Source organism: Streptomyces sp. NPDC127097, assembly GCF_042724075.1.
In the GTDB taxonomy this organism is placed as follows: Bacteria; Actinomycetota; Actinomycetes; order Streptomycetales; family Streptomycetaceae; genus Streptomyces.
This window is the reverse complement of record NZ_JBHXFI010000027.1, coordinates 45801-68313: the sequence shown is the minus strand read 5'-3', so window position 1 is coordinate 68313 and position 22513 is coordinate 45801. Positions and strand designations below refer to the sequence as shown.

Sequence of the window (22513 nt, the reverse complement as noted above, 5' to 3'; positions counted from 1 at the left end):
GAGACGCGGCAGGCCGGGCCGGACGGGGTCTTCTTCGCGTACGTGCTCTCAGGCCGGGGCAGCCGCGACGCGGTGCAGCACCACGAGCCAGTCGTCCTCGCTCGGCCAACCCGTCAAGTCGGCGAGCTGCCATGTCTCGTCGCCCACGCGGAAGGTCTCGCCAATGCGGAGGGTGTGGCTCCGCTCCTCGGCGGCGACGGTCACGAGCCGAACCCTGACCGAGGCGTCGGACTCCCGGTAGATATCGTTCACGGAGAAGCGGGCATGCTCGTGATGTCGCTGAATCCCGTGCCAGAGACCCATCGTGTCGGCACTCCTCACTCCTCATCCTCCAAAGACGCGCACTCGTATGCCGGCGGCGTGCCCCTCGGTGAAGAGATCGAGGCCGGGAAGCTCCGGTGCGGACGCAGCTCCCGCGACCTCCCCACAGGGCACCCAGAGGACAGCAGCGCCGTCCCCTTTCACAGGGGGAAAGGGGGCCGGTCCAGATGCGCCACGAAGACCCCGTCTTCCCCACGCACTTGACCCCGCACCGGCCGGGTGTTCCACAACATCGGAACCTACGGCGTGTCCAAGCTCCCGCTCGCCCACGCGGTGCGCAGCGCCTTCTTGTCCACCTTGCCGACCTTGGTCGTCGGCAGCTGGTCCAGCAGGACCGTCCTTCGGGGCGTGTACAACTCGCCCAACTCGCCGGTCACAGCCGCGCCGACCGCCTCCGGGTCGACGGCAGGGCCGCCCTCGGCCGTGGCCAGGAAGATCTGTACGGCTTCCCCGTACTCCTCGTCCGGCACACCCAGGGCCGCCGCGTTGCGTACACCGGGCAGCGTGAGCAGGAAGTCCTCCAGGACCCGGGAGTAGACGTTGTCGCTGGTACGGCCGGTGACGATGATGTCCTTGGCCCGGTCGACGAGGTAGAGGTACCCCTCGGCGTCGAGATAGCCCATGTCCCCGGTGCGCAGCCAGCCGTCCTGTAGCGCCGCCGCGGTGCGCTCCGGGTCCTCGTAGTAGCCGAGCATCACCGTCTCGCCACGGACGCAGACCTCGCCGACCTGCCTGACGGGCAGCGCCGCCGTGCTGTCTTCACCGCGGATCTCGATCTCGACATCGGATATCGCACGGCCGCAGCTGCGCCAGAGCTCGGGGCGCCCGGCTCCCTCCGAGGCGAGATCCTCCGCACCGAACGCGGTGATACCGAGCGCCTCCGACTGCCCGTAGCCCTGGCTGACCACGGGCCCGAACACCTCGACCGCCTGCTGTAGCCGACTGGGCGACGTGGCCGCACCGCCGACGACGATCCGCCGCAGCTCGGGCAGCGCGCCCGGCTCGCACTCCGGGTGGTCGAGAACCGCGTACAGCATGGGCGGTACGAACATGGTGGCGGTGATCCGCTCCTCCCGGAGTACCGTCAGCGCCGCGCCCGCTTCGAACTCGGGCAGCACGACGAGGGTGGACCCCGTCACCAGAGCCTGGAGCGAGGTGAGGTGGCCGCTGCCGTGCGTGAGCAGTGTGGCGGCGAGCACCCTGTCCGTGCCTTGGTCCATGTTCGGGAAGAACGTGGAGCCGGAGCCCTGCTGGGTGTCATCCACCAGGTCCACCAGCATGTTGTAGAGCCGGTGGCTGTGCGAGGCGAGTTTGGGGCGGCCCAGGGTTCCGCCGGTGTAGAGGACGGTGACGGCTTCGTCCGCTCCCGGGGCGGGCACGCCCTCGGGGCGCGTGTCCGGGCACTCGGCTGCCAGGGCCAGCAGGTCCGTGCACTGCTGCTCACACGGCCCGAGGCTGAGCAGTGCGGGGGTGTGGATGCTGCGGCCGGCCGCGTCGGCGGCCCGTTGCGCGAAGAGCGGGTCGGTGACCACGGCGCGCGCCCGGGACTGCTCGACCAGCGCGGCGAGTTCGCCGGGTCCTGGCTCGGGCGGCAGGAACACGACACGGCAGCCGATGAGATGGACGGCGAGCTGCACCAGGACGGAGTCCACGCGGTTGGCCAGGAAAAGGCCCACTCCGTCGCCGGGCGCGAGACCCTGCCCGCGCAGCGCATGCCCCAATGCGAACAGCCGCCGACGAGCCTCTCCCCTGGTCAGCCGCTGCGCCCCTTGGACGAGCGCCTCGGCGTCCTCGTCCTTGTACCAGTGCTCCAGAATGCGGTCTAAGTACGTCCGCGGCTCGGATGTTTCCTGTGCGTTAACAATCACCAACACATCCAAACATGCTGCTCAGAAGCCGTGGCCTCACGGGGGCCACCTTCGGCCATCAGCTGGCGAAGTACCATGCCCATGCCTTGATGGAAATTCGGTATTCGCAGCTCAGTTGAGCGCTTGAGAGCGCGCACAGTACGCCCGTCATCGTGGCCGGGGAACCGCTCCCCGTGGTGCACGGGTTGTGGCGGTGGCAGGTCGTCCAGGTCGTCGCCCTCGTACGGGTTGGCGGAGTGGGGCATTAGACCCTCTTCCCGACCCGGGTGTCAGGATCTTGTCAGAGGGTCGGTAGCTTGGCCCGGTGAGTGAGATGACCCTGCAACACCGGATCGACGGCCCCGACGACGCCCCCGTACTCATCCTGGGCGCCGCGCTGGGGACCACCTGGCACAGGTGATAGATCGCGGGCGCTCTGCACGGTCTTGGCCGGAACTGTAACTGGGTCGCCCTCGATGCCTGGAGAGGAGTCGTCTCTCTCGGCCTGGTGGCGAGCCCCGTCCGGTTGGTCTCCGCAACGGAAGAGCGCCGCGGCCGCTTCAGGGAGATGCACTCCGGATGCGGTTCTTCTCTGGGGGATGAGGTTGTGGCTGTGCCGCTCGCTTCTTGATCGTGCAGCTCAGCGGCTTGAGGCTCGACCTCAGCGATTGCGACAGGTGTGGTGCCATCGATGAGTCGGCTGACGTGTCGCGGCCTCGCGACTGGCATCGGATGCCACTCGCGTGCCCGCGCGGCGGTGTCCGGCGGGGTGTGGGTGGTCAGGGTCGCTGGGTGTCGCCGAGGGTGGTGAGGGTCTGCTCGACCTGGCGGGGGGGCAGGGGCGGTTCGGGCAGCGGGTGGGCGCGTTCGGCGCGGAAGGCGTCGAGCATGAGGTGGAGGTGGCGGCACCAGGCGTTGGGGGCGACGTCGCGGGTGGCCTGGATGATGCCTGCCTGGGACCAGATGAGGAAGGCCAGGTCCTCGGGGGTGATGTCGGCGCGGACGGAGCCGTGGCGCTGGGCGCGGCGGAAGATCTCCCGGGCGAGGCGGAGGCGCGTAGGCGTTCTTGGCCGGTGAGAGCTTCGGTGGGCAGGCGGGTGGCGAAGGCGCGGTCGCCGGCCTGGAGCTCGCAGAAGCGTTCCAGGTAGAAGCAGAAGCCCTCCCAGGGGTCGTCCATCGCTGCGGCCTGCTCGCCGGCCTGAACCCACTGGCGGAACTTCTCGGCGAACAACTCCTCGACCAGGTCCAGGCGGGTGGGGAAGTGCCGGTAAATGGTGCCGATGGCCAGGTGAGCCTGGCGGGCGACACCTTCGAGGGAGGTGTTGATCCCCTCCCGCTCGAAGGCGGCGCGAGCGGCTGCCACGATGGCGTCGCGGTTGCGCGCTCCCGCCCGCATTGCAGGAGCGGATGTCCACCCGCGCCACACAGGTCGAGCGTCTGAACACCGGCCACTCCCCATTCCTGTCCGCGCCCACCGAACTGGCTGCCCTCCTGGGCCGGATCGGCTCCAAAGCAGTCACGTCCGTGTCGTCCCGCAGGAGCTGACCGGCTGTTCTCTCTCCGTGTGCGTGGTCGGCCGGGCCTCGAACAGGGTGCTGGATCAGGTGAGTTGTCGGGTGCACGGGCATGGAGGAAGGGCCTCTTGGCAGCTCGCGGATGTCGAGTCCAGCGAGGAGCAAGAGGCCCTGTTGCCGAAGTGTCGCGTGGTCACGGTCGCCGGGTCCAGTCCGTCCACTCCTGGGTGTGGCTGTCTCGCCCACAGGTTCGGGAACGCGGCCGACCGGCCGGTGCGCCGGCCCCGGTACGGCTCGGACATGAGCGATGCCGAGTGGGCAGCAGTGCGGGACCTGACGCCGGTTCCGAGATGGCTGGCGACGCCAGCGGCTTCCAGGTCCTGTCCCGTCGCTGGGTGGTCGAGAGAACTTTTGCCTGGTGCATGCGCGGCCGGCGTCTGGTCCGTGACTACGAGCGGTGCACCGACACCAGCGAAGCCGTCGTCTTGTGGTCGATGACCATGCTTATGAGCCGGCGCCTGGCCGTACGGCACCGGCAGCGTCTTGATCCGGCAGAGGCAGCGTGAACCCGCCCGGCTTCTCTTCGACCAGCCAGCCCCGTTCCACCAGCCGCTTCAGTCGTCCGACCGGCCTCTTCTGCAACACCTCGCCGGCCACCACGGCGGGCGCACCCGTCTGCATGATCTCGGTCCTGACCGTCGTCAACAACCGCCGTCTTGGCGAGATCGATGCAGCCCGGCGGGGCGCCCTGGCCTGGTGACGCCGCCTCCGCGTGCGGATGGGGAATCTGGCGCTGCCATTGGCGAGTTCATGGACCGGATACTCCTGCTCTGCCACCCTTTCTGGCGACACCGGGATGGAGGCTGGATGTCGGATCAGGAGGGGCAGCGGCGGCAAAGGGTCTTGATGGCGCAGCGGCGGCCAAGGCCGCGCCGAGTGCGGGACCGCCAGCAGGCTCGGCGTTGGTGGAATCGGATCGACTGGGGTAGGGCGGGAACCATCTTCACGATCATCGCGGGGATTGGGAGCCTGCTGTTCACCGGAATCGCAACGTACTACGGAGCGGCGGTATCGAAAGAACAACTTGACCAGTCGCGAGAGGACGCCGACCGCAAGGAGCGCGAACAGGCCATGCGCGTCGCGACTTGGATGGATCAGGATGGCGACGGCGCGCAGCGCCTCCACCTCATGAACAGGTCACCAGACCCGATTGCTGGGGCGGTCTGGGACATCAAGGTGGACCTAGGGACGTCCAGTTTCGGGAACAGGGTGTTTATCCGAGAGGCGCTGTCTGGGCTTGGGCCCTGCTCGGAAATGGTGATCAACTGGACCGCGTTGGAGTATCAGGAGAAGTGGGGTGGCAAGTACCGAAAGGTGCCCGGCACCTACGCCATGCAGATGGCCGTTGCGTTCACCGACCGCAACGGCACGGTGTGGGAGCGATACGGAGGACGCCTGACCGAGATAACGGATTTCCCTCACGTTGGCCCACTGGACCGCCAACCTCACGAGAAGGTCCGGATTGGAAGGATCGTAGGTAAGCCGTCGCTGAAGCAGGCGGCATCCTGCGGTTACGAGGACGCTCCGGGCGCAGGTGGTACTCAATGAGGAACCATCTGATCCGTAGCGGCAATCTGGATCGGTCGGCAGCAGTCACACCGGCTGGGTGATGTCCCCATCGTCAGGCCGATGTGCCAACCGTCGCAAGTAACCTGTGCGTCGACGCCGGATGAGCAGGAGACCTGCCACCGGCCCTACCGCGGCGGTGACGAAGCACATGCTCAACAGCGGCCCGCCGTCGTAGTCGACCCCAGCGGCGATCAGGCATACGGCGAGGAAGCCGAGGCCGAAGCCGTACATCCCCGGTCCGTGCACGGCCGGCTGCCACAGTGCGTACGGTCCGACCGCGCGCAACGGACGGGAATTCGGGAGGGGTGGGTCCACCGTCTCGCCCTGAGGACGGCCCGAGCTTCCTTGGGGCGTCAGTCCGTAGACGTATCGGTCGTCATCAAGGACCAGCAGAGCCCCGACGCACCTGTCCGCTGGGTGCTCCGCCTTTGGCGCCCAGTAGAGCCACCCGCCCCGGCCTTCAAGGGCCCTTGCGAGGGCCTGAGGGTCCAGGCACCGGTCGATGAACAGGTCGCGGCAGCCTTCGGGTGACGAAAGGCGCAACACGGGGGAGAGCTGGGTCTCGCGGTCGCTGGAGTCCTTCTTGGGATCAGGCGATCTGAGGCGTTGCCCGGCGGTCGCTCCCGCGATGTGCACGCGCAGCCTGTGCCCCGGTCTGTCGCCGAGCACTGACTCGGGTGTCATCGGTTTTGCCCTGGGCTTGGCGCACATAAGGAACAGGGCGACCGGGATGGCGCTGTAGATGGCCAGGAGAGTCATCTCGCCCGGCGAGGCCGGGCCTTCCAGGAGCGAGGCGAGGTGCCGGCGGGGGGTCAGGATGATTCCCAGGGACGGGGCATCCGGGACGTAGAGCCCGCCCAGGCGGTCGCCGGTTGTCAACCGTTCGGATGTGGTTGCCTTTCCTTTCAAGCGCAGTGCCTTGCTGTGCCTGCCGTTTCCCGGTGCCTCGACGGTGACCACGGAGGTGTACGTCGTGCCGGTCTTGGACGAATTCTGATGTGTGTGATGGATTTTCTTGATCGTGACGGGTGTGTAGCGGTGGTCGCGCTGGGTGATGCGGGCCAGTTGGGGGGAGTTTTCCTCCGTCGAAAAACTCAGCAGAAAGAAGGGGACGAGCAAGGCGCAGGCCGCGATGGTCGTATGGACGAGGCGCAGCGGTGGCCACCACTGTCGGCCCATCGCCAGGCCGAGCGCCGGGGGTACGACCCTTCCCAGCCGGGAACGCCACCGTCCGGTTGCTCGCAGCCACCACGCCAGGAACGCCACTGCGGAGAACGCCAGACAGGCCAGCAGATCCCAGCGCGGATACGGCGCGATCTTCCGCACCAGCAGACAGATCAGGAACGCCGCGGCACCGGCCCATGCCAGCACCGACGCCGCAGCGGTTCCAAGGTCCCGCTCTCTCACCCGAAAACGTCCTTCACTGACCCCTGCTTCCGGCCCCGTGGCGTGTCGGCGGCTTCGCTCTTCGCCTCGTCCGGCTTCTCATCAGGCGGCCAGATGGCGTCGTGCACCGGCTTGGCGATGGCTCCACCGACGCCGTAGCTGATTCCTTGGGCAACACCCTCAATCGGAAAGTGCGGGCCCCGACCGGATGGCACCTGCGTGTTCACGCCGTGGACGGCAGCCCCGCCCGCGCCGCCTGTAATGCCGTTGACGGCGGCATCCCAGCCCATCTCGACGTCCTCGCCGTTCGCTTTTTTGACGCCGTCCACGGCCAGACCGCCGACGACGCTGCCGGCACTGCCTCCCACCACATCTTGGGTCCACCCAGACCCAGCGAATCGACTGAACGCTTTGGCGGCTGTGCCCTCCGCTTCCCCGGCCATTCTGCCCAGAGCAGCCATACCGCGGGCCGCACCCAGCCCCGGCCCCGTCCCCGCGAGCGAGGCCAGGCCGCCTTGCCAGACCGCGTCGCCCACGTTGGTCTCCTGCCCGGTAAGGGCGTTGGTGATGACGGTACCGCCGGTGTTGCTGGTCCAGTTGACCAACACGTTTTTCAGGAAACGGTGTTCCTTCGCCATCCGGGAGATCCACTGGAAGGCTCTGCCGACCTTCTGGAGGATGGTGCCGAGAGTTTTCGCGAGTTTAGCGGCCTTGGTCGCGAGCTGGGCGGCTCGGGCGGCCCCCGCGGCCGCCGAGAAACCCATCGTCAGGAACGACATACCGACCGAGATGCCAATGGAGATACCGATCTCCAGGTAAATCTTGTGGATCTCGTCGTTAATCTCCTCGATGGCGTCCGCTGCCTCGTCGAGACCTTTTGCCGCCTGCGGCAATTGCGGCAGGCTCTTCTTCATTCCCGCGTTGAGGTTTTTCCAGTGTTCCGCGAAGGAATCGGCTGCCGCGCCTCGCCACCGGGAATCCAGGGTCCGTTGCACCTCACGGTCCAGCGTCTGGAACATGGACTGGAGGTTGTCATGGAGGTCCCGCCAGCCCTTGGCGGCCGAGCGGAGGGTGTCCGGATCGCCGCCGGGGTTGATGATCTCCAGGCCGGCCTCGAAGACCTGCTCCGCTATGGACTCGTCCCCGCTCATGCGTGACGTCCTTGGTCAAAACCGGTCGACAGGGTCTCGTCCGTCGTGGTGGCGTTCTGCTGGACCTGGCGCAGCCCCTGGCTGATCTGGTCGATGTGCTTTCGCAGTTGGTGCAGCGTCTCCACCATGTCGGTGGACATCTCGATGTACGCGGAGGTGACCTCCTCGGATTCGGTGAGGACGCCGAATCCGTCATGAATGACCTCGGAGTCCGTTTTTCCCTGGAATTCCTTGATGTAGCTCTCCAGGTCCGACCCGTGGCTCTCGAAGCTCTTCGACAGCCTGGCGAGAGCCGCCGCATCCACTAACGACTCGCTTTTGGACATGAGTCCCCCTTACTGCTCCCGAAACGGCCGACGGCATGGCGCCGCCCTGACGCCCTCACACTGGTGAGGAACCGTCGTGCTGATCGAGCGTAAGGAAAGATGATCACCGGGACAGTGGCCGAGAGTTTTCTTGTCGCCTCCTTGTTGGATTCTTTATACCTGCGGGGGAGTTGAGGGGCGCGGAAAGGTGCGTGCCATCGCCGTCCCGTTCGTCGCGTCTTGCGCGCTCAGGCGTCCACCGGTCGGACTCCCCTGCGTCCACGGACGGCCTCTGGCGGTGCTCAGCCGAGGCCGGGGATCTGGGAGATGAGCAGGTCGATGAGTTTGATGCCGATGAACGGGGCGATCAGGCCGCCGAGTCCGTAGCGGGTGAGGTTGCGGCGGAGCAGGTCGTGGGCGGAGGCGGGGGTGTAGCGGACGCCGCGCAGGGCGAGGGGGATCAGGGCGATGATGATGAGCGCGTTGAAGATGATGGCGGAGGTGATGGCGGAGGTCGGGCTGTGCAGGCCCATGATGTTGAGGTCGGCGAGGCCCGGGTAGGCGCCGGCGAACATGGCCGGGATGATCGCGAAGTACTTGGCGACGTCATTGGTGATCGAGAAGGTGGTCAAGGCGCCCCGGGTGATGAGGAGTTGTTTGCCGATCTCGACGATCTCGATGAGCTTGGTGGGGTTGGAGTCCAGGTCGACCATGTTCCCGGCTTCCTTGGCGGCCGAGGTGCCGGTGTTCATGACGACGCCGACGTCCGCCTGAGCGAGGGCCGGGGCGTCGTTGGTGCCGTCGCCGGTCATCGCGGCCAGCTTCCCGCCCTGTTGTTCCCGGGTGATCAGGGCGAGTTTGTGTTCCGGCGTGGCTTCGGCGAGGTAGTCGTCGACGCCTGCTTCCCGGGCGATGGCCTTGGCGGTGAGCGGGTTGTCGCCGGTGACCATCACCGTACGGATGCCCATCCGGCGCAGCTCGGCGAAGCGTTCGCGGATGCCGTCCTTGACGACGTCCTTGAGGTGGATCACGCCGAGCACCCGCGCCCCGTACGGGTCGTGCATCGCGACCAGCAGTGGGGTGCCGCCGGACGCGGCTATCGCGTCGGTGAACATGCGGGCCTCGGCGGGCACCTGGCCGCCGCGCCCCGCCACCCACTCGATGACCTGGGCTGCCGCGCCTTTGCGGATCGCGCACCCGGCTCCGTCCGCCCAGCGCAGATCGACGCCGCTCATCCTGGTCTGCGCGCTGAAGTCGACGTACTCGGCGTGCTGGAGCTCTCCTTCGGCGGGGGCGCGCAGTCCGTACGTGTTCTTGGCGAGGACGACGACGGAGCGGCCTTCGGGTGTCTCGTCGGCGAGTGAGGAGAGCTGGGCTGCGTCCGCGAGCTGGAGTTCGTCGGCGTCCGGGAGGGGGACGAAGGCGACGGCCTCGCGATTGCCGAGGGTGATGGTGCCGGTCTTGTCGAGCAGCAGGGTGTTGATATCGCCGGCCGCCTCCACCGCGCGGCCCGACATGGCCAGGACGTTGCGCTGGACGAGGCGATCCATACCCGCGATGCCGATCGCGGAGAGCAGCGCGCCGATCGTCGTCGGGATCAGCGTGACGAGGAGGGCGACGAGCACCGCCGTCGACTGCGCCGCGCCCGCGTAGGAGGCCATCGGCTGCAAGGTGACCACGACGAGGACGAAGACGATGGTGAGCGCGGCGAGCAGGATGTGCAGTGCGATCTCGTTGGGGGTCCGCTGCCGGGTCGCGCCCTCGACCAGCGCGATCATCCGGTCCAGGAAGGACTGTCCCGGGCGGGAGGTGACGCGTACGACGAGGCGGTCGGACAGCACGGTGGTGCCGCCGGTGACCCCGGAGCGGTCGCCGCCGGACTCCCGGATGACGGGTGCGGATTCACCGGTGACCGCCGATTCATCGACCGCGGCGACACCGTCGACCACATCGCCGTCCGCCGGGATCACCTCGCCCGCCTCGACCAGTACGAAGTCGAAGGGCTGTAGATCGGCAGCGGCTACGGTCTCGGTCTCGGCGGTCCGGAGGTCGATGCCGACCCGCCAGTTGTTGCGCAGCCGTCGGGCGGTGATGTCCGTACGGGCCTTGCGCAGCGATGCGGCCTGGGCTCTGCCGCGGCCCTCTGCGACCGCCTCGGCGAGATTGGCGAAGATGACCGTCAGCCAGAGCCAGCCGCTGATCACCCAGGTGAAGACGGACGGGTTGAGCAGCGCGGAGAGCGTGGTGAGGACCGAGCCGCAGGCCACGACGAACAGTACGGGGTTGGTGGCCAGCGCCCGGGGGTGCAGTTTGCGCAGCGCCTCGGGGAGGGACGTCAGCAGCGCTCTCGGGTCGAAGAGCCCGCCCGGATTCCGTCGGCGTCGGCGCCGTCCTCCGGGCGGCGGTGTGCCGTGGGGAGGGAAGGGGACGCTCCCGGTCGCGGACGTGGTCGGCGCCGTCGGGGCGTGGGGGGCGGGATCCATACGGAGACTTTCTGGGAGTGCAGCCTTCTGCGTGGGCGGTCGGCCCGGCAGGACAGCGGACGGGGCGCAGCCGGTTGGCGCGGACGCTGTCGTCCCGGGCATCCGTCGTCCGCGAGGGAATCTACGGCGTTGCGGAGCGGTACAAGCCCCGTTACGTACCGTATTTGCGGCTCCCTTACGTGCCGACATATGCCGGGTACTCCAGCGGGGGATCCGGGGCGCTCCGAACCCGTCGCCCATACGCAGCCTTGACGCCGAACTGTTGTGCGCGCCGGAACCGCGCGCCCCACCCCGGCAATCTTGATGACGTGACGTCAACTCCACCTCTGTGTATGCCTTTCGTGCAGCGCTCCCAGCACATGGTCATCTGCGGCGACGACGGGCTCGCACGTCGCCTGGCGGTGACGCTCGATGCGGTGTGCGGCGAGGCGGTCACGGTCGTCCTGCCCTCGCGGCGCGAAGAGCACGCGCCGGAGATCGCCGCCCTGCACCACGACCCGCAGTCGCCGGTCGAGCTGCGGGTGGCCGCCCGTCCGGACATGTCCACCACCGTGCTCTCCGACACCGACACCGCGGTGCCCGAGCTGGTGGCCACCGCCGCGGTCGGCCACGGGCACACGCTCCAGGTCGAGGGCCAGGTCTTCCGCGGCGTGGTCCGCCCCGCCCGCACTCCGCCGCACCCCGCCGACCTGGCCACACTCGCCGTGCTGTCCGGCGCCCACCAGGACGACCCGGCCAGCGAGGACAGCCCCGAGACCCCCGGCGAAGAGGGCACCCAACTCCTGCCCGACACGGTCACCTCCTACCACCGCCAGTTCACCCACGGCCGGCTGATGCTGGAAGAGGTCACACACCACCACCCGCCCGAGTCTCCGCCGCGCGCCCGGCGCAGCTACGGCGCCTGGCTCCGGGACCGGCTGGCGCATCTGCCGTGGACGGTGTTTCTCTCCCGTGAGGTCATCGCCGTCTTCGGTGCGCTGGCCGCGATCGTGCTGGTGCTGGCCGGCGCTACCGCACTGGCCGAGCCCGGCCCGCTGTGGAAGTCGCTTTACCTGCCGCTGCTGGACATCTTCACCATGGGCGACCCGGCGACCGACGAGTCCCCGGCCCGCCGGGTGCTCCAACTCATCGCCGGCTTCGTGGGCCTGGCCGTACTGCCGCTCGTGGTCGCCGCGACGATGAATGCGACCGACGCCTTCCGCAGGGCCTCCGTCGGGCACCCGCCGGCCGAGGGCCTGACCGACCACATCGTGCTGGTCGACCTCGGCAAAAAATCGGCACCCGCGTACTGGCTCAACTGCGCACCACCGAACATCACGTGGTGGTGATAGAACGCGATCCCCGCGCCCGTGGCGTCACCCTCGCCCGGGAACTCGGTGTGCCGCTGCTGTTGGAGGACGCCGGCGCGCCCGGGGTGCTCGACCGGGCGCGCATCCGCCAGAGCACCTCACTGCTGGTGCTGACCCGTGACGACGGCGAGAACCTCGACATCGCCATGGCCGCCCGCGAGAGCAATCCCCGGGTGAGAGTGGTGATGCGGCTCTATGACGACGATTTCGCGGCCACCGTCTCCCATACGATGCGCGCCTCCTATCCCGACGCCACCACCCGCAGCCGTTCCGTCTCGGCACTCGCCGCGCCTTCCTTCGCCGCCGCCATGATGGGCCGCCATGCTGTGGGCGTCATGCCGGTCGAGCGCGGCTCCCTGCTCTTCACCACCGTCGATGTCGGGGGCCACCCGGAGCTGGAGGGCCGCTCCATCCACCAGGCATTCCGGGAGAACGAATGGCGTGTCCTGGCCGTCGGCACCGCCGTCGAGCCCTCGTCGCCACGCGCGACGGACACCCTCGGCAGCCTCCGTCTCGACCGCCCCGGCTTCAACTGGCGCCCGCCGCACGGCCGGATCCTGCGCGCGGGTGACCGCGCGGTGGTGGCATCGACCCGGCGCGGCCTGGACTTCCTGATGACGGGAGTGCAGCGGCATCCTGCGGACCCGCGCAGGTGATTCGCTTCTGCGATTCAGGCTCCTGGCCCCTTCAGGAGCCCTGTGCCCACGGCGGCAGAGTCAGTCCGCCAACTTCCTTGTGTCGAGCGGGAGTTTCCAGGCATTGCGGCGGTGTACGGCATCGAGTGCGTGGTGCAGGGGAGAGGGCGGCACGGCCAGCACCGGGCAGCAGGCGCGTGCGACGCAGTACCGGGCGACGCAGGGCCACACCGCCCGGCGCAGCCTGCCGCGGGCTCCGGCCCCGACTACCAGGAGATCGTCGGGCTGGTCGGCGGCCGCCAGCAGGGCATCGCCCGGTTTACCGCGTATGACCAGGTACTTCAGCGGCACCTCGGGTCCGGCGCTGCCGAAGGCGTCTTCGAGCGCGGTCAGCAGGCGCTCATTCGCCATCCGGCGCCATGTGGCCAGCGGCGCCGGGCACGTCCCGCCGCGGTGGGCAATGTCGCCGCCGGGAGGCTCCCAAGCCAGTACGGCCCACAACTCGGCTCCGGTGACGCGGGCCTCGGCGGTGGCCCGGTGCAGAGCCGTCAGGCTCCCCAGCGAGCCGCTCACACCGGCCACGATGCGCCGGCCACCGGGTCCGCCCATGGGACCACGCTCCTCGTCCTTCATCACGTCCATGTCGTCTTTCATCGAAATCCCACTGGCAAAGCGATGGCGACGTGTTGGCACTTCCCTGACGAGCGGCGCCGAGTCCCTGACGGCTCCATGACGACAACGCGCGCCAGAGGACAGCGAGCAGCAGGGATGGTGACCAGCCCCCGCATCGGCGGGGCACATCGAAGAGCTGCTGGCCGCCGGAATCGACGTGGTGGCCACGCTCAACATCCAGCACCTGGACTCGCTCAGTGATGTCGTCGCACTTCCGGGTCGGCAACCTCAACGCGCTGCGGGAACTGGCACTGCTGTGGCGGGCCGGATGGATGAAGCGCTGCAACTGGTCATCGGTGCCAGCCGTCGGGGGAGCCTGCGGCGGGTGCTGGCGCCCCGAGGTGTGGGCGAGACGGTCGACCGGCTCTCCGGCGACATCGATGTCCACACCGTCACTCATGAACATGCCGGTCAGGGGAGAAGATGGCCCGTCCCTGGTGGTGGCCTGCCGCGCTCGCGTCGGCCGGCCGGACCGGTTGCGGGCCTCGTACCGCCCCTTCTGCTCACCCTGGCGCTGCGGGTGACGTCCGGCCCGCCCGCACTCAACCTCACGAGCGAGGCTCTGCTCTTCCTGCTCACGGTGCCGGGCGTGGCCTGCATCGGCGGTGTGGTCTCCGCGCTGTTCGCCTCGGTGACGACCTCGCTGCTGCTGAACTACTACTTCATCCCGCCCCGCAGCCACTTCACCTTCGCCGAGGCCAATCTCGTCGTCGCCCAGGCTGCCTTCACCCTCGTGGCCGTCACCGTCGCCGCCATCGTCGACCGGTCGCTGCGCCTGAGCCGGCGTGCCGCGCGGAAGCCACCCGCCTCCTCGCCGGGCCGGGCGTGCACCAGCGGCCGGGACTGACGGCTCCTACGGTGCCTGCGCGGCGACGACCCTGCGGAACAGCGACTGGACTGCCGGGGTGACATCGTCGGAGGAGTCGTGGTGGCAGGGCCCGGCGTAGGCATGGGTGAGGAAGTCCGCGGTCAACTCCACTTCGCTCACGTCGAATTCACCGGCCTTGGTGCCCTCGGTGAGGAGGGTCACCAGGACGTCGCGCGCGGCACCCATGGGCTCCTCGCCGCCCGTGCCCAGCTCATGGAAGAGCAGGTGATACAGCTCGTGATGGTCGCGCTCGGCGGCGACCCAGGCGGCGACCAGGCCGTCCAGACGCTCGGCCCAGCTCAGGCCCGGCTGCTCCAGCAGCCGGGCGGGCCGCTCGGCCATCCGCTCCCACATCTCCGCCTGCAACGCGGTCAGCAACTCCTGCTTGGCGGCGAAGTACAGGTAGACGGTGCCCTTGGCGACCCCGGCCCGCGCGGCGACCTTGCTGATCGTCAGCGCCTCGTAGCCGTCCTCCAGCAGCAGCGCGGCCACCGCATCGAGGATCTGGCGGCGGCGGACGTCGGGCGGCTGGAAACGGCCGGTGGGCGCGGTCTTGGCGGGCACGGGGTTCTCCTGGCAGGGCGGTGACCGGCGTCCGGTCAGCTGTCCTCACCGAGGATGCCATGCGGCCTGCGGGCCCATATGAGCACCGCGGCGTCCGTGCTGTGTGCTTCGTCGCGGGAGCCCTCCGCGTGCTCGTATCCAGGATGCTGATGCAGCGGAACCCGCAGTCGCTCGGCGCGCAGCAGTTCCAGATCCGCCAGGTGGCCGCGGAGCTCGTCCAGGGTGACCAGCTCGCCGGGGGCACCCCACGTGCAGCCTTCCTCGTCCCATTCGCCGATGACCAGGATGCCGCCGGGCGCCACAGCGGCGACTGCGGTGGCCAGGGTGGCGGTGCGAGCCGGGCCGCGTGACGGCAGGGCGTAGGAGCTGAGCACCAGGTCGTAGGTGCCGTCGGGCTGCCAGGTGGCGCTGTCGCCTACGAGGAGTTCGAGATCCAGGCCGCGCCGGCAGGCGCTGGCGCGGGCACCGGCGATCGCGCGGGGTGCGATGTCGACGCCGGTCACCCGCCAGCCGCGCTCGGCGAGCGCCAGGGCGTTGCCGCCCGCCCCGCAGCCCAGATCCAGGGCTCTGCCGGGGGCCAGGTCCTCAGCCGGCGCCAGCAGCAGTGGGTCGGGCGCCATGGTGTCGCTGCCGTCGCCCTTGTAGACGGCGTCCCAGTCGGTGTGGCCGTCGTGGGCGAGAGTGCTGAGGGGTGTGTCGCTGTTCACAGGGGGCCTCCGTGGGAAGAGAACTGCGCGAATGACCGTTGGTCAGTAGTATGACCGACGGTCATTCATTCCGTAAAGCGCTCCAGGAGACAGTGATGAGCACGAGCACCCCCGAGTACGACACCGTGATCATCGGCGGCGGCCCCGCCGGACTCACCGCGGCCCAGGCCCTCACCCGCTACCGCCACCGGTCCCTGGTCGTGGAATCCCCGCACCCGCCCCGGAACCAGGCGTCCCGCGGCGTCCACGGCATGATCGGCCTGGACGGCGCGACCCCCGCCGAGGTGCGGGACCGGGCGTGGCGGGAGCTGAACCACTACGGCCTCGCCGAGCTGCGCCGCACCACCGCCGACGACGTCGTTCCGCTCCCCGAGGGCGGCTTCCGGGTGCACCTGGCGGACGGCACCGCCGCCTGGGCGCGCACCGTGCTGCTGGCCGCCGGAGTCCGCGACCTGCACCCCGAGGGCGTCGAGGGCTTCGAGGAGTGCTGGGGCCGAACCGTCATCCACTGCCCGTTCTGCATCGGCTGGGAGAACGCCGACCGCAGCTGGGCCGTGATCGCCGATGACCCCGACTACGCCGTCATGGCGGGCACCGCGTTCCGCGCCTGGTCCGGCGACGTGATCGCCATCGCGCCGCTCGGCATGGACCGCGCCGACCAGGTGCGCCGCACCCTCCAGGAGGCGGGCAGCGATCTGGTCCAGGGGGACATCGCCCGGCTGCACCACCACAACGGCGACCTGCACACCGTGGAACTCGCCGACGGCACCCGCATCGCACGGGGGACCCTGCTGTGGCCCCCGTCCCAGGAACAGGTCCCGCTCGTCCGCCGCCTGGCCAGGACACTCGGACTCGTACGGGACGACGACGGCTTCGTCACCGTCGACGCGACGCGCCGGACCAGCGTTCCCGGGCTTTACGCCGCCGGAGACCTGACCACCCAGTGGGAACAGGGCGCCGTCGAGGCCGCGGCGGACGGCGCCGCGGCCGCCGGCGCCATCCACTTCGCCGGACTGCACTGACCAACCGAGAGCCGGAGCCCCCCATGCCCCGCCCCACCCTCCCCATCACCGCGGCCTTCACCGACTACATCGACCACATCGGCGACCGCACCACGATGTACGAGGCCGTCGCCGCCCACACCGGCGCCCAACGCGTCCTCTACCCCGGCAGCTACCTGGACCTCGCTCCCTCCTTCGTCTGGCCCGACGTCACCTACCTCGACTCCGACCCGCACGCCCGCCGAGCCTTCGCCGACCCGGACCACGCCCGCCAACTGGCCGTGCACCGCAAGCGATTCCCCCAGGACCCACGTATCACCTTCCTCCCCGGCGACTACACCCACACCCTCGCCCCCCTGCCCGCCGACGGCTGGGACCTGGTCATCTCCCTCTACGCGGGCCCTGTCTCCGAACACGCCACCCGGTGCCTGCGCCCCGGGGGGTGGCTCCTGGCCAACAACAGCCACGCCGACGCCGGTCTGGCCGCACTCGACCCCGCCTACCGCCTCGCCGCCGCCCTCCACAGCGACCACGGGCGCCACCGCCTGGTCGCCCACCACCTCGACCGTTACCTCCAGCCCCGGCGGCCACCCCACCCCACGCGCGAGGAACTGCACAAACGTGGCCGCGGCATCGCCTACACCCGACCCGCCGGCGCCTACCTCTTCCAATACCGACCCACCACGTAACCCTGGGCCGGGGGAGCGGACCGAGCGCCCCACGGATCTCGACGGTGCGCGTCTCGGCACGACTTCTCAGCATCGCCCCCGAGGATCGGCTGCCTCGGGGGCGGTGTCCGGGACTGGAGAGGTGCAGTCCATCAGGGCGCGGGCAATCGTCACGCTTGCTCAGCAGCGACGAGTTCGACTTCGAAGCCGTCCTCGTTCTCCAAATAGGCTGCGTAACTCCGTTCGCCTGCGGCGTGCTGATGGAGATCAGGGAACAGTAGCTTCCCCCCTCGGCTCGTAGCCTGCTCGACCAGGGAGTCGACCATGTCCCGGGTCTCGACGCGGAAGGCGATGTGGTGGAGTCCCGGGCGGCACCGGCCGTGCTGATCAGATGTGAGAGCACGTGAGAGCGTGCGGGGCGTGAGCGAGATACCGACGCACACTCTCCGGCACCGCCTTGATGGGCCAGAAGGCGCCCCAGCCCTGATCGCGAGCAAGGCACCCCATCCGTACAGCGCATCATGGCGAGCCACGACGAGCCGGGCCACCCGGTCGTCCACACCGTCTCGACCGTGCGGCTCTGACCTGCGCGTATCCCGCTTCGGGAGCGGCCGGCAGCCTCTCTCCGGCGGCTCTTCCTGACCCGGGTGTAAGGATCGCGTCAAAGAGTCGGTAGCGTGGCCGGGTGAGTGAGAAGACCCTGCAACACCGGATCGACGGCCCGGACGACGCCCCCGTACTCGTACTGGGTGCCGCTCTGGGTACCACATGGCACATGTGGGACCGGCAGATCCCCGAGCTGACCCGTCACTGGCGGGTCATCCGCTTCGACCTGCCCGGCCATGGCGGTTCGCCCGCGCATGCGGCGCCGTCCGTCGCGGAGCTGGCCGACCGGCTGATGGCCACTCTGGACGCGCTGGGGGTGGACCGCTTCGGTTACGCCGGCTGCAACATCGGCGGAGCCATCGGTACCCAGCTGGCGCTCACCCGTCCGCACCAGGTCACCTCGCTGGCGCTGGTGTCCACCTCGCCGCGCTACGGCACCGCCGACGCCTGGCGCCAGCGAGGGGTGGTCATCCGTACGAACGGGCTCGACCCGATCGCGCGGACCGCGCCCGAGCACTGGTTCACCCAGGGCTTCGCCGGTGCCCAGCCCGCGATCGTCGAATGGGCCGTCCAGATGGTGCGGACCACCGACCCCGGCTGCTACATCGCCGCCTGCGAGGCGCTGGCCTCCTACGACGTACGGAGCTCGCTCGGCCGGGTCGGGGTGCCCACGCTCGTCGTCGTCGGCTCCGAGGACCAGGTCACGCCGACCACCGACGCCCGCAGCCTGGTCGCCGGGATTCCGGACGCGAGCCTGGCGCTGGTGCCCGGCACCTCTCACCTGGTGCCCGTGGAGCAGCCGGCGGCCGTCACCGAGCTCCTCATCCGGCACTTCAGCACCGCCTGGCACGACAAGCCGGGCCCCGGCGGCCAGTCCGCCCTCGGTGCCGCCGCCCCCAAGCCGCAGCTCGCGCCCCCGCCGCCCCCGCAGGCGCCGCCCGCCGCCATAGAGTCCGGCCTCGCACAGCCGGAGCAGGTCCGCGGGGCCACCTACGAGGCGGGCGTCAAGGTCCGCCGTGAGGTGCTCGGCGACGCCCATGTCGACCGGGTCGAGGCCGCCACCGACGACTTCACCGGCGACTTCCATGACTTCATCACCCGCTACGCCTGGGGCGAGACCTGGACCCGGCCGGGTCTGGACCGCCGCACCCGCAGCATCATCACGCTCACCGCGCTGGTCGCCCGCGGCCACCACGACGAACTGGTCCTGCACGTCCGGGCGGCGCTGCGGAACGGCCTGACTCCCACGGAGATCAAGGAAGTGCTGCTGCACACCGCCATCTACTGCGGTGTCCCGGCGGCCAACTCGGCGTTCGCCGTCGCCCAGCGGGTGATCCGCGAGGAGACCACGCCGGAGGCGTGAGGGGCGGGGCAAGATGGCCCCATGGAACTCACGAAGAAGACGCACGCCTGTGTCCGGCTGGAGAAGGACGGGCGGGCCCTCGTCATCGACCCCGGTGTCTTCACCGAGGCGGACGCGGCCGTCGGCGCGGACGCGATCCTGGTCACCCATGAGCACATGGACCACTTCAACGAGGAGCGGCTGCGGGCGGGCATGGAGGCCAACCCGGCGGCCGAGATCTGGACGCTGGCCAGCGTCGCCGAGCAGCTGTCGGCCGCGTTCCCCGGCCGGGTGCACACGGTCGGCGAGGGGGACACCTTCACCGCCGCCGGGTTCGAGGTGGAGGTGCACGGCCAGCTGCACGCCGTCATCCACCCCGACATCCCGCGCGTCACCAACGTCGGTTACCTCATCGACGGCGGCGCGGTCTTCCACCCGGGCGACGCCCTCACCGTCCCGGAGGACCGTACGGTCGACACCCTCCTGCTGCCCGTCCACGCCCCCTGGAACAAGATCGCCGAGGTCATCGACTACGTCCGTGCGGTCGCGCCCCGGCGGGCCATCGACATTCACGACAGCCTGCTCCAGGACCACGCCCGGCCGGTCTACGACTCCATGATCGACAAGCTGGGCGGCGCCGATCACGGCCGGCTCGCGCCCGGCACCGGCACCGCGCTCGGCTGACGCGCCGGGCTGTCAGACCCTCGCTGTAGGTTTACGGACATGCGCATCGCGACCTGGAACGTCAATTCGATCACCGCCCGCCTCCCGAGGCTGCTGGCCTGGCTGGAGAGCTCCGGCACGGACGTGCTGTGCCTCCAGGAGACCAAGTGCACCGCCGAGCAGTTCCCGCACGACGAGCTGCGCGAGCTCGGCTATGAAGCGGCGGTCAACGCCAACGGCCGGTGGAACGGTGTCGCTGTGGTGTCCAAGGTGGGCCTCGACGACGTCGTCATGGGCCTGCCCGGCGGCCCGGACTATGACGGGGTGCAGGAGCCGCGGGCCGTCTCGGCGACCTGTGGTCCGGCCCGGGTGTGGTCGGTGTACGTCCCCAATGGCCGCGAGGTCGGCCATGCGCATTACGCCTACAAGCTCGGCTGGTTCGAGGCGCTGAAGACCGCGGTCGCCGAGGACGCGGCGGGCCCCCGCCCGTTCGCCGTCCTCGGCGACTACAACGTCGCACCGACGGATGAGGACGTCTGGGACCCGGCCGTGTTCGTGGACTCCACCCATGTCACGCCCGCCGAGCGCGCCGCCCTGTCGGCCCTGCGTGAGGCGGGTCTGTCGGACGTCGTCCCGCGGCCCCTCAAGTACGACCGTCCGTACACCTACTGGGACTACCGCCAGCTCTGCTTCCCCAAGAACCGCGGGATGCGGATCGACCTGGTCTACGGCAACGCGCCGTTCGCCAAGGCCGTCTCGGACGCCTATGTGGACCGCGAGGAGCGCAAGGGCAAGGGCGCCTCGGACCATGCCCCGGTCGTGGTGGATCTCGACGTCCAGGGCTGAGTGAGGGGGAGGGCAGGCCCCCGGGGAGCGCCCCCGGGGGCCTGCCGCCCGCCGTCCGTGCGACGGGCACCGCCGCGTCAGCGCCGTCCCGGCAGCAGCTTCCGGAGGTCCACGGATTCCCCCAGCGCCTTCAGTCCCGCGTCGCCGGGGTGGAGGTGGTCGCCGCTGTCGTAGGCGGGCAGCATCCGCTGGGGGCGCTGCGGATCGCGGACCACGGCGTCGAAGTCCAGGGTCGCGTCGAAGACGGTGCCGGCGTCGGCGCGGAGGAAGGCGTTGACGGCCTGGCGGCGGGCCTCCACGGCCGGGGTGCAGTCGGGGTAGCCCTCACAGGGCGCGATGGTCGCCGCCACGACCCGCAGTCCCCGTTCGTGCGCCCGCCGGGCGAGGGCCCGCAGACCGGCGATGACCTCGTCGGACGAGGTCCCCCAGCGCACATCGTTGATGCCCTCGAAGATCACCACGGTCCGCGTCGAGGGCTGCGCCAGCACATCCCGCTCCAGCCGGTGCTGGGCGCTGACCCCGCCGGTGTCGGTGCTGACCCCGTCGCCCGGATAGCGGTCGGTCACGATGCGGTTCGCCGAGATGCCGTGGTTGAGCACGCCGTAGCGGGGCAGCGTGTGCTGGGTCCGGAAGCGGCGGGCGAGCACGTCGGGCCAGCGCCGGTTGGTGCCGCTCGTCGACTTCACCCCGTCGGTGATCGAATCGCCCAGCGCCACGATCGAGCCGGGGCCGCCCTCGACATCGACCCCGGTCAGGAACGGCCAGACGGTCATCGTCTCGGGGAAGGCCGTGCCCCCGGCGTCCGCGGTGCGGTCCCCGCTGCCCGCGGCGCTCAGATACGACAGCTGGGCCGCCTCCTGGTGCACCGGCGCCGCGGTCACCGTTCCCGGCAGATGGATGCTCACCAGCAGATCGGCGCCGGCCGGCACGGTGAAGTCCACGGCATCGCTGAACACCTCGGCCCCGGCCGCGATGCGGGTCCCGGCCTGCCCCCGCCCGAAGGTCAGCGGTGTCGGTCCGCGGTCCGCCGCCGACCCCGCGCCGCGCACCGCGATGCTGGCCGCACCGATGTCCACCGGGGTGCCCGCGAAGGTGTTGGCGAGGCGTATGCGGGCCCGTGGCCCGCCCGCGCCGCTGTGCACGACCAGCCGCAGCGTACGGTCCGTCCAGGGCCCGACCGCTCGGTAGCCCGCGGTGCTCGCCGCCCAACTCCCGGTTCTGCGGCCGGTGTCACGGACCGCCACCGCGAACACATGGAGCGCGCCCGCCGACTCGCCCGCCGTGGGCAGCACCACCGAGGCCACCTCCCGCCCGGCGCGCAGCGGTACGGTCACCGCGTACAGCCGGGCCGGGCCGGCCGACTGCCCGTCCGGAGCGTTGAGGTGCGGCAGCGCCACCGCCTTGGTGCTCAGCGGCCCCGACCGCCAGTCGGGCGCGGTGAGTTCATAGCCGCTGCGCGAGCCGTCCCGGTAGTGCACGGTCCCGGTTCCGGCGGCCGCGCCGCCCGTCCCGGCGACCAGGAAGGTGAGTGCCTCGCCCCGGCCGCTGACCGCCACCGCCTGGCCGTCGGCCACCACGTTGTCCCGGGTGCCCGGTGCGGTCCGCGGCAGGCGGAGCCGCGTCCCGTCGAGGGTCAGTGCGCTCCCCGGTGACCAGCCCGCCGCCGCCAGGTCCTGGGCGGACAGGGAACGGCCCGCACCGTCGAAGTCGGCCGCGCCTGGGGCGGAGTTGTCACTGACCGCCCGGTTGTCGAAGTGCCTGGCCAAGGGCAGCGGGCGGGGCGCGGGCCGGGCCGGGCCGGCCGGTGCGGCGGTGGCCGTGCCGAGGCCGGTGGCCGGCAGTGCGGTGGCGGTGAGCAGCAGTGTCAGGGCGGTGCCCCATCGTCGTACACGCATCGGTCCGTATCCCTCCGGGTGGCGTCAACGGGCGGGTGGTGCGCTGCGATCCAGGCCGGTC

General features: G+C 70.1%; 20 protein-coding genes and 5 pseudogenes. 13 read left to right on the top strand and 12 right to left on the bottom strand.

Annotation, left to right across the window (positions count from 1 at the left end):
- Window positions 1-48 precede the first annotated feature (48 nt).
- Both ACFWJW_RS21240 and ACFWJW_RS21235 read right to left on the bottom strand, forming a co-directional pair.
- Complete coding sequence (locus ACFWJW_RS21240; protein WP_387243444.1) at window positions 49-303, bottom strand: DUF6406 domain-containing protein; 255 nt, start codon at window positions 301-303, stop codon at window positions 49-51.
- Window positions 304-560: 257 nt separating this feature from the next.
- Window positions 561-2189, bottom strand: a complete 1629-nt coding sequence (locus tag ACFWJW_RS21235) for a class I adenylate-forming enzyme family protein (RefSeq protein WP_387243441.1) — start codon at window positions 2187-2189, stop codon at window positions 561-563.
- Between the two features lie 313 nt (window positions 2190-2502).
- Here ACFWJW_RS21235 and ACFWJW_RS21230 point away from each other — a divergent pair.
- Window positions 2503-2583 (top strand): annotated as a pseudogene (locus ACFWJW_RS21230) (3-oxoadipate enol-lactone hydrolase); the annotation flags it as partial.
- An 873-nt stretch (window positions 2584-3456) separates the two neighbouring features.
- Here the strand turns inward: ACFWJW_RS21230 and ACFWJW_RS21225 are convergent.
- Window positions 3457-3564 (bottom strand): annotated as a pseudogene (locus ACFWJW_RS21225) (TetR/AcrR family transcriptional regulator); the annotation flags it as partial.
- 480 nt (window positions 3565-4044) lie between these two features.
- On the opposite strand from ACFWJW_RS21225, the pseudogene ACFWJW_RS21220 reads away from it, so the two are divergent.
- The 3 genes and pseudogenes from ACFWJW_RS21220 to ACFWJW_RS21210 form a co-directional block, all read left to right on the top strand.
- Window positions 4045-4248 (top strand): annotated as a pseudogene (locus tag ACFWJW_RS21220) (transposase); the annotation flags it as partial.
- Window positions 4245-4442: a hypothetical protein gene (locus ACFWJW_RS21215; RefSeq protein ID WP_387243438.1), complete on the top strand. Its 198-nt coding sequence runs from the start codon at window positions 4245-4247 to the stop codon at window positions 4440-4442. The pseudogene ACFWJW_RS21220 and the gene ACFWJW_RS21215, both read left to right, overlap by 4 nt.
- Window positions 4443-4549: 107 nt before the next feature.
- Complete coding sequence (locus ACFWJW_RS21210; RefSeq protein WP_387243435.1) at window positions 4550-5290, top strand: hypothetical protein; 741 nt, start codon at window positions 4550-4552, stop codon at window positions 5288-5290.
- A 45-nt stretch (window positions 5291-5335) separates the two neighbouring features.
- Here ACFWJW_RS21210 and ACFWJW_RS21205 read toward each other — a convergent pair whose 3' ends face one another.
- From ACFWJW_RS21205 to kdpB, 4 genes are all read right to left on the bottom strand, one after another.
- Window positions 5336-6718: a hypothetical protein gene (locus ACFWJW_RS21205; RefSeq protein WP_387243433.1), complete on the bottom strand. Its 1383-nt coding sequence runs from the start codon at window positions 6716-6718 to the stop codon at window positions 5336-5338.
- Window positions 6715-7848 carry a WXG100 family type VII secretion target gene (locus ACFWJW_RS21200; protein WP_387243430.1) on the bottom strand — a complete coding sequence of 378 codons (1134 nt, stop codon included), beginning with the start codon at window positions 7846-7848 and terminating at the stop codon, window positions 6715-6717. The genes ACFWJW_RS21205 and ACFWJW_RS21200 overlap by 4 nt, the downstream gene beginning before the upstream one ends.
- On the bottom strand, window positions 7845-8174 hold the full coding sequence (locus ACFWJW_RS21195) for a hypothetical protein (protein WP_387243427.1): 330 nt from the start codon (window positions 8172-8174) through the stop codon (window positions 7845-7847). Before ACFWJW_RS21195 ends, ACFWJW_RS21200 begins: the two co-directional genes overlap by 4 nt.
- A 281-nt stretch (window positions 8175-8455) precedes the next feature.
- Complete coding sequence (kdpB, locus tag ACFWJW_RS21190; RefSeq protein ID WP_387243423.1) at window positions 8456-10636, bottom strand: potassium-transporting ATPase subunit KdpB; 2181 nt, start codon at window positions 10634-10636, stop codon at window positions 8456-8458.
- Between the two features lie 332 nt (window positions 10637-10968).
- Between kdpB and ACFWJW_RS21185 the strand changes: the two genes are divergently transcribed.
- Together ACFWJW_RS21185 and ACFWJW_RS21180 are read left to right on the top strand one after the other, a co-directional pair.
- Window positions 10969-11964 carry a hypothetical protein gene (locus tag ACFWJW_RS21185; protein ID WP_387243417.1) on the top strand — a complete coding sequence of 332 codons (996 nt, stop codon included), beginning with the start codon at window positions 10969-10971 and terminating at the stop codon, window positions 11962-11964.
- A complete protein-coding gene (locus ACFWJW_RS21180; protein WP_387243414.1) occupies window positions 11958-12641 on the top strand; it encodes an NAD-binding protein in 684 nt (227 codons plus the stop codon). Before ACFWJW_RS21185 ends, ACFWJW_RS21180 begins: the two co-directional genes overlap by 7 nt.
- A gap of 60 nt (window positions 12642-12701) precedes the next feature.
- Here the strand turns inward: ACFWJW_RS21180 and ACFWJW_RS21175 are convergent, their stop codons facing one another.
- On the bottom strand, window positions 12702-13253 hold the full coding sequence (locus ACFWJW_RS21175) for a universal stress protein (RefSeq protein ID WP_387243553.1): 552 nt from the start codon (window positions 13251-13253) through the stop codon (window positions 12702-12704).
- A gap of 166 nt (window positions 13254-13419) precedes the next feature.
- Between ACFWJW_RS21175 and ACFWJW_RS21170 the strand changes: the two are divergent.
- Together ACFWJW_RS21170 and ACFWJW_RS21165 are read left to right on the top strand one after the other, a co-directional pair.
- Window positions 13420-13491 (top strand): annotated as a pseudogene (locus ACFWJW_RS21170) (hypothetical protein); the annotation flags it as partial.
- 66 nt (window positions 13492-13557) lie between these two features.
- Window positions 13558-14088, top strand: a pseudogene (locus tag ACFWJW_RS21165) (DUF4118 domain-containing protein); the annotation flags it as partial.
- Window positions 14089-14145: 57 nt separating this feature from the next.
- Here ACFWJW_RS21165 and ACFWJW_RS21160 read toward each other — a convergent pair.
- Both ACFWJW_RS21160 and ACFWJW_RS21155 read right to left on the bottom strand, forming a co-directional pair.
- Window positions 14146-14724 (bottom strand): TetR/AcrR family transcriptional regulator, encoded by a 579-nt coding sequence (locus ACFWJW_RS21160; protein ID WP_387243411.1) that lies wholly within the window; start codon window positions 14722-14724, stop codon window positions 14146-14148.
- A 35-nt stretch (window positions 14725-14759) separates the two neighbouring features.
- Window positions 14760-15431, bottom strand: coding sequence for a class I SAM-dependent methyltransferase (locus ACFWJW_RS21155; protein WP_387243408.1), 672 nt, complete (start codon window positions 15429-15431; stop codon window positions 14760-14762).
- Window positions 15432-15526: 95 nt separating this feature from the next.
- On the opposite strand from ACFWJW_RS21155, the gene ACFWJW_RS21150 reads away from it, so the two are divergent.
- Window positions 15527-16453 (top strand): NAD(P)/FAD-dependent oxidoreductase, encoded by a 927-nt coding sequence (locus ACFWJW_RS21150; protein WP_387243405.1) that lies wholly within the window; start codon window positions 15527-15529, stop codon window positions 16451-16453.
- 23 nt (window positions 16454-16476) lie between these two features.
- Window positions 16477-17121: a hypothetical protein gene (locus ACFWJW_RS21145; protein WP_387243402.1), complete on the top strand. Its 645-nt coding sequence runs from the start codon at window positions 16477-16479 to the stop codon at window positions 17119-17121.
- Window positions 17122-17270: 149 nt separating this feature from the next.
- Here ACFWJW_RS21145 and ACFWJW_RS21140 read toward each other — a convergent pair whose 3' ends face one another.
- Entirely contained in the window at window positions 17271-17870 is a 600-nt protein-coding gene (locus tag ACFWJW_RS21140) for a VOC family protein (RefSeq protein WP_387243399.1), read from the bottom strand.
- On the opposite strand from ACFWJW_RS21140, the gene pcaC reads away from it, so the two are divergent.
- From pcaC to ACFWJW_RS21125, 3 genes are read left to right on the top strand one after another with little or no spacing between them, the layout of a single operon-like run.
- Window positions 17786-19069: a 4-carboxymuconolactone decarboxylase gene (pcaC, locus tag ACFWJW_RS21135; protein ID WP_387243395.1), complete on the top strand. Its 1284-nt coding sequence runs from the start codon at window positions 17786-17788 to the stop codon at window positions 19067-19069. The two genes, ACFWJW_RS21140 and pcaC, sit on opposite strands and share 85 nt — an antisense overlap.
- 21 nt (window positions 19070-19090) lie before the next feature.
- Window positions 19091-19732 carry an MBL fold metallo-hydrolase gene (locus tag ACFWJW_RS21130; protein WP_387243392.1) on the top strand — a complete coding sequence of 214 codons (642 nt, stop codon included), beginning with the start codon at window positions 19091-19093 and terminating at the stop codon, window positions 19730-19732.
- Window positions 19733-19771: 39 nt separating this feature from the next.
- A complete protein-coding gene (locus tag ACFWJW_RS21125; RefSeq protein ID WP_387243389.1) occupies window positions 19772-20557 on the top strand; it encodes an exodeoxyribonuclease III in 786 nt (261 codons plus the stop codon).
- Window positions 20558-20634: 77 nt separating this feature from the next.
- Here the strand turns inward: ACFWJW_RS21125 and ACFWJW_RS21120 are convergent, their stop codons facing one another.
- On the bottom strand, window positions 20635-22452 hold the full coding sequence (locus tag ACFWJW_RS21120; protein WP_387243386.1) for an SGNH/GDSL hydrolase family protein: 1818 nt from the start codon (window positions 22450-22452) through the stop codon (window positions 20635-20637).
- Window positions 22453-22513 lie beyond the last annotated feature (61 nt).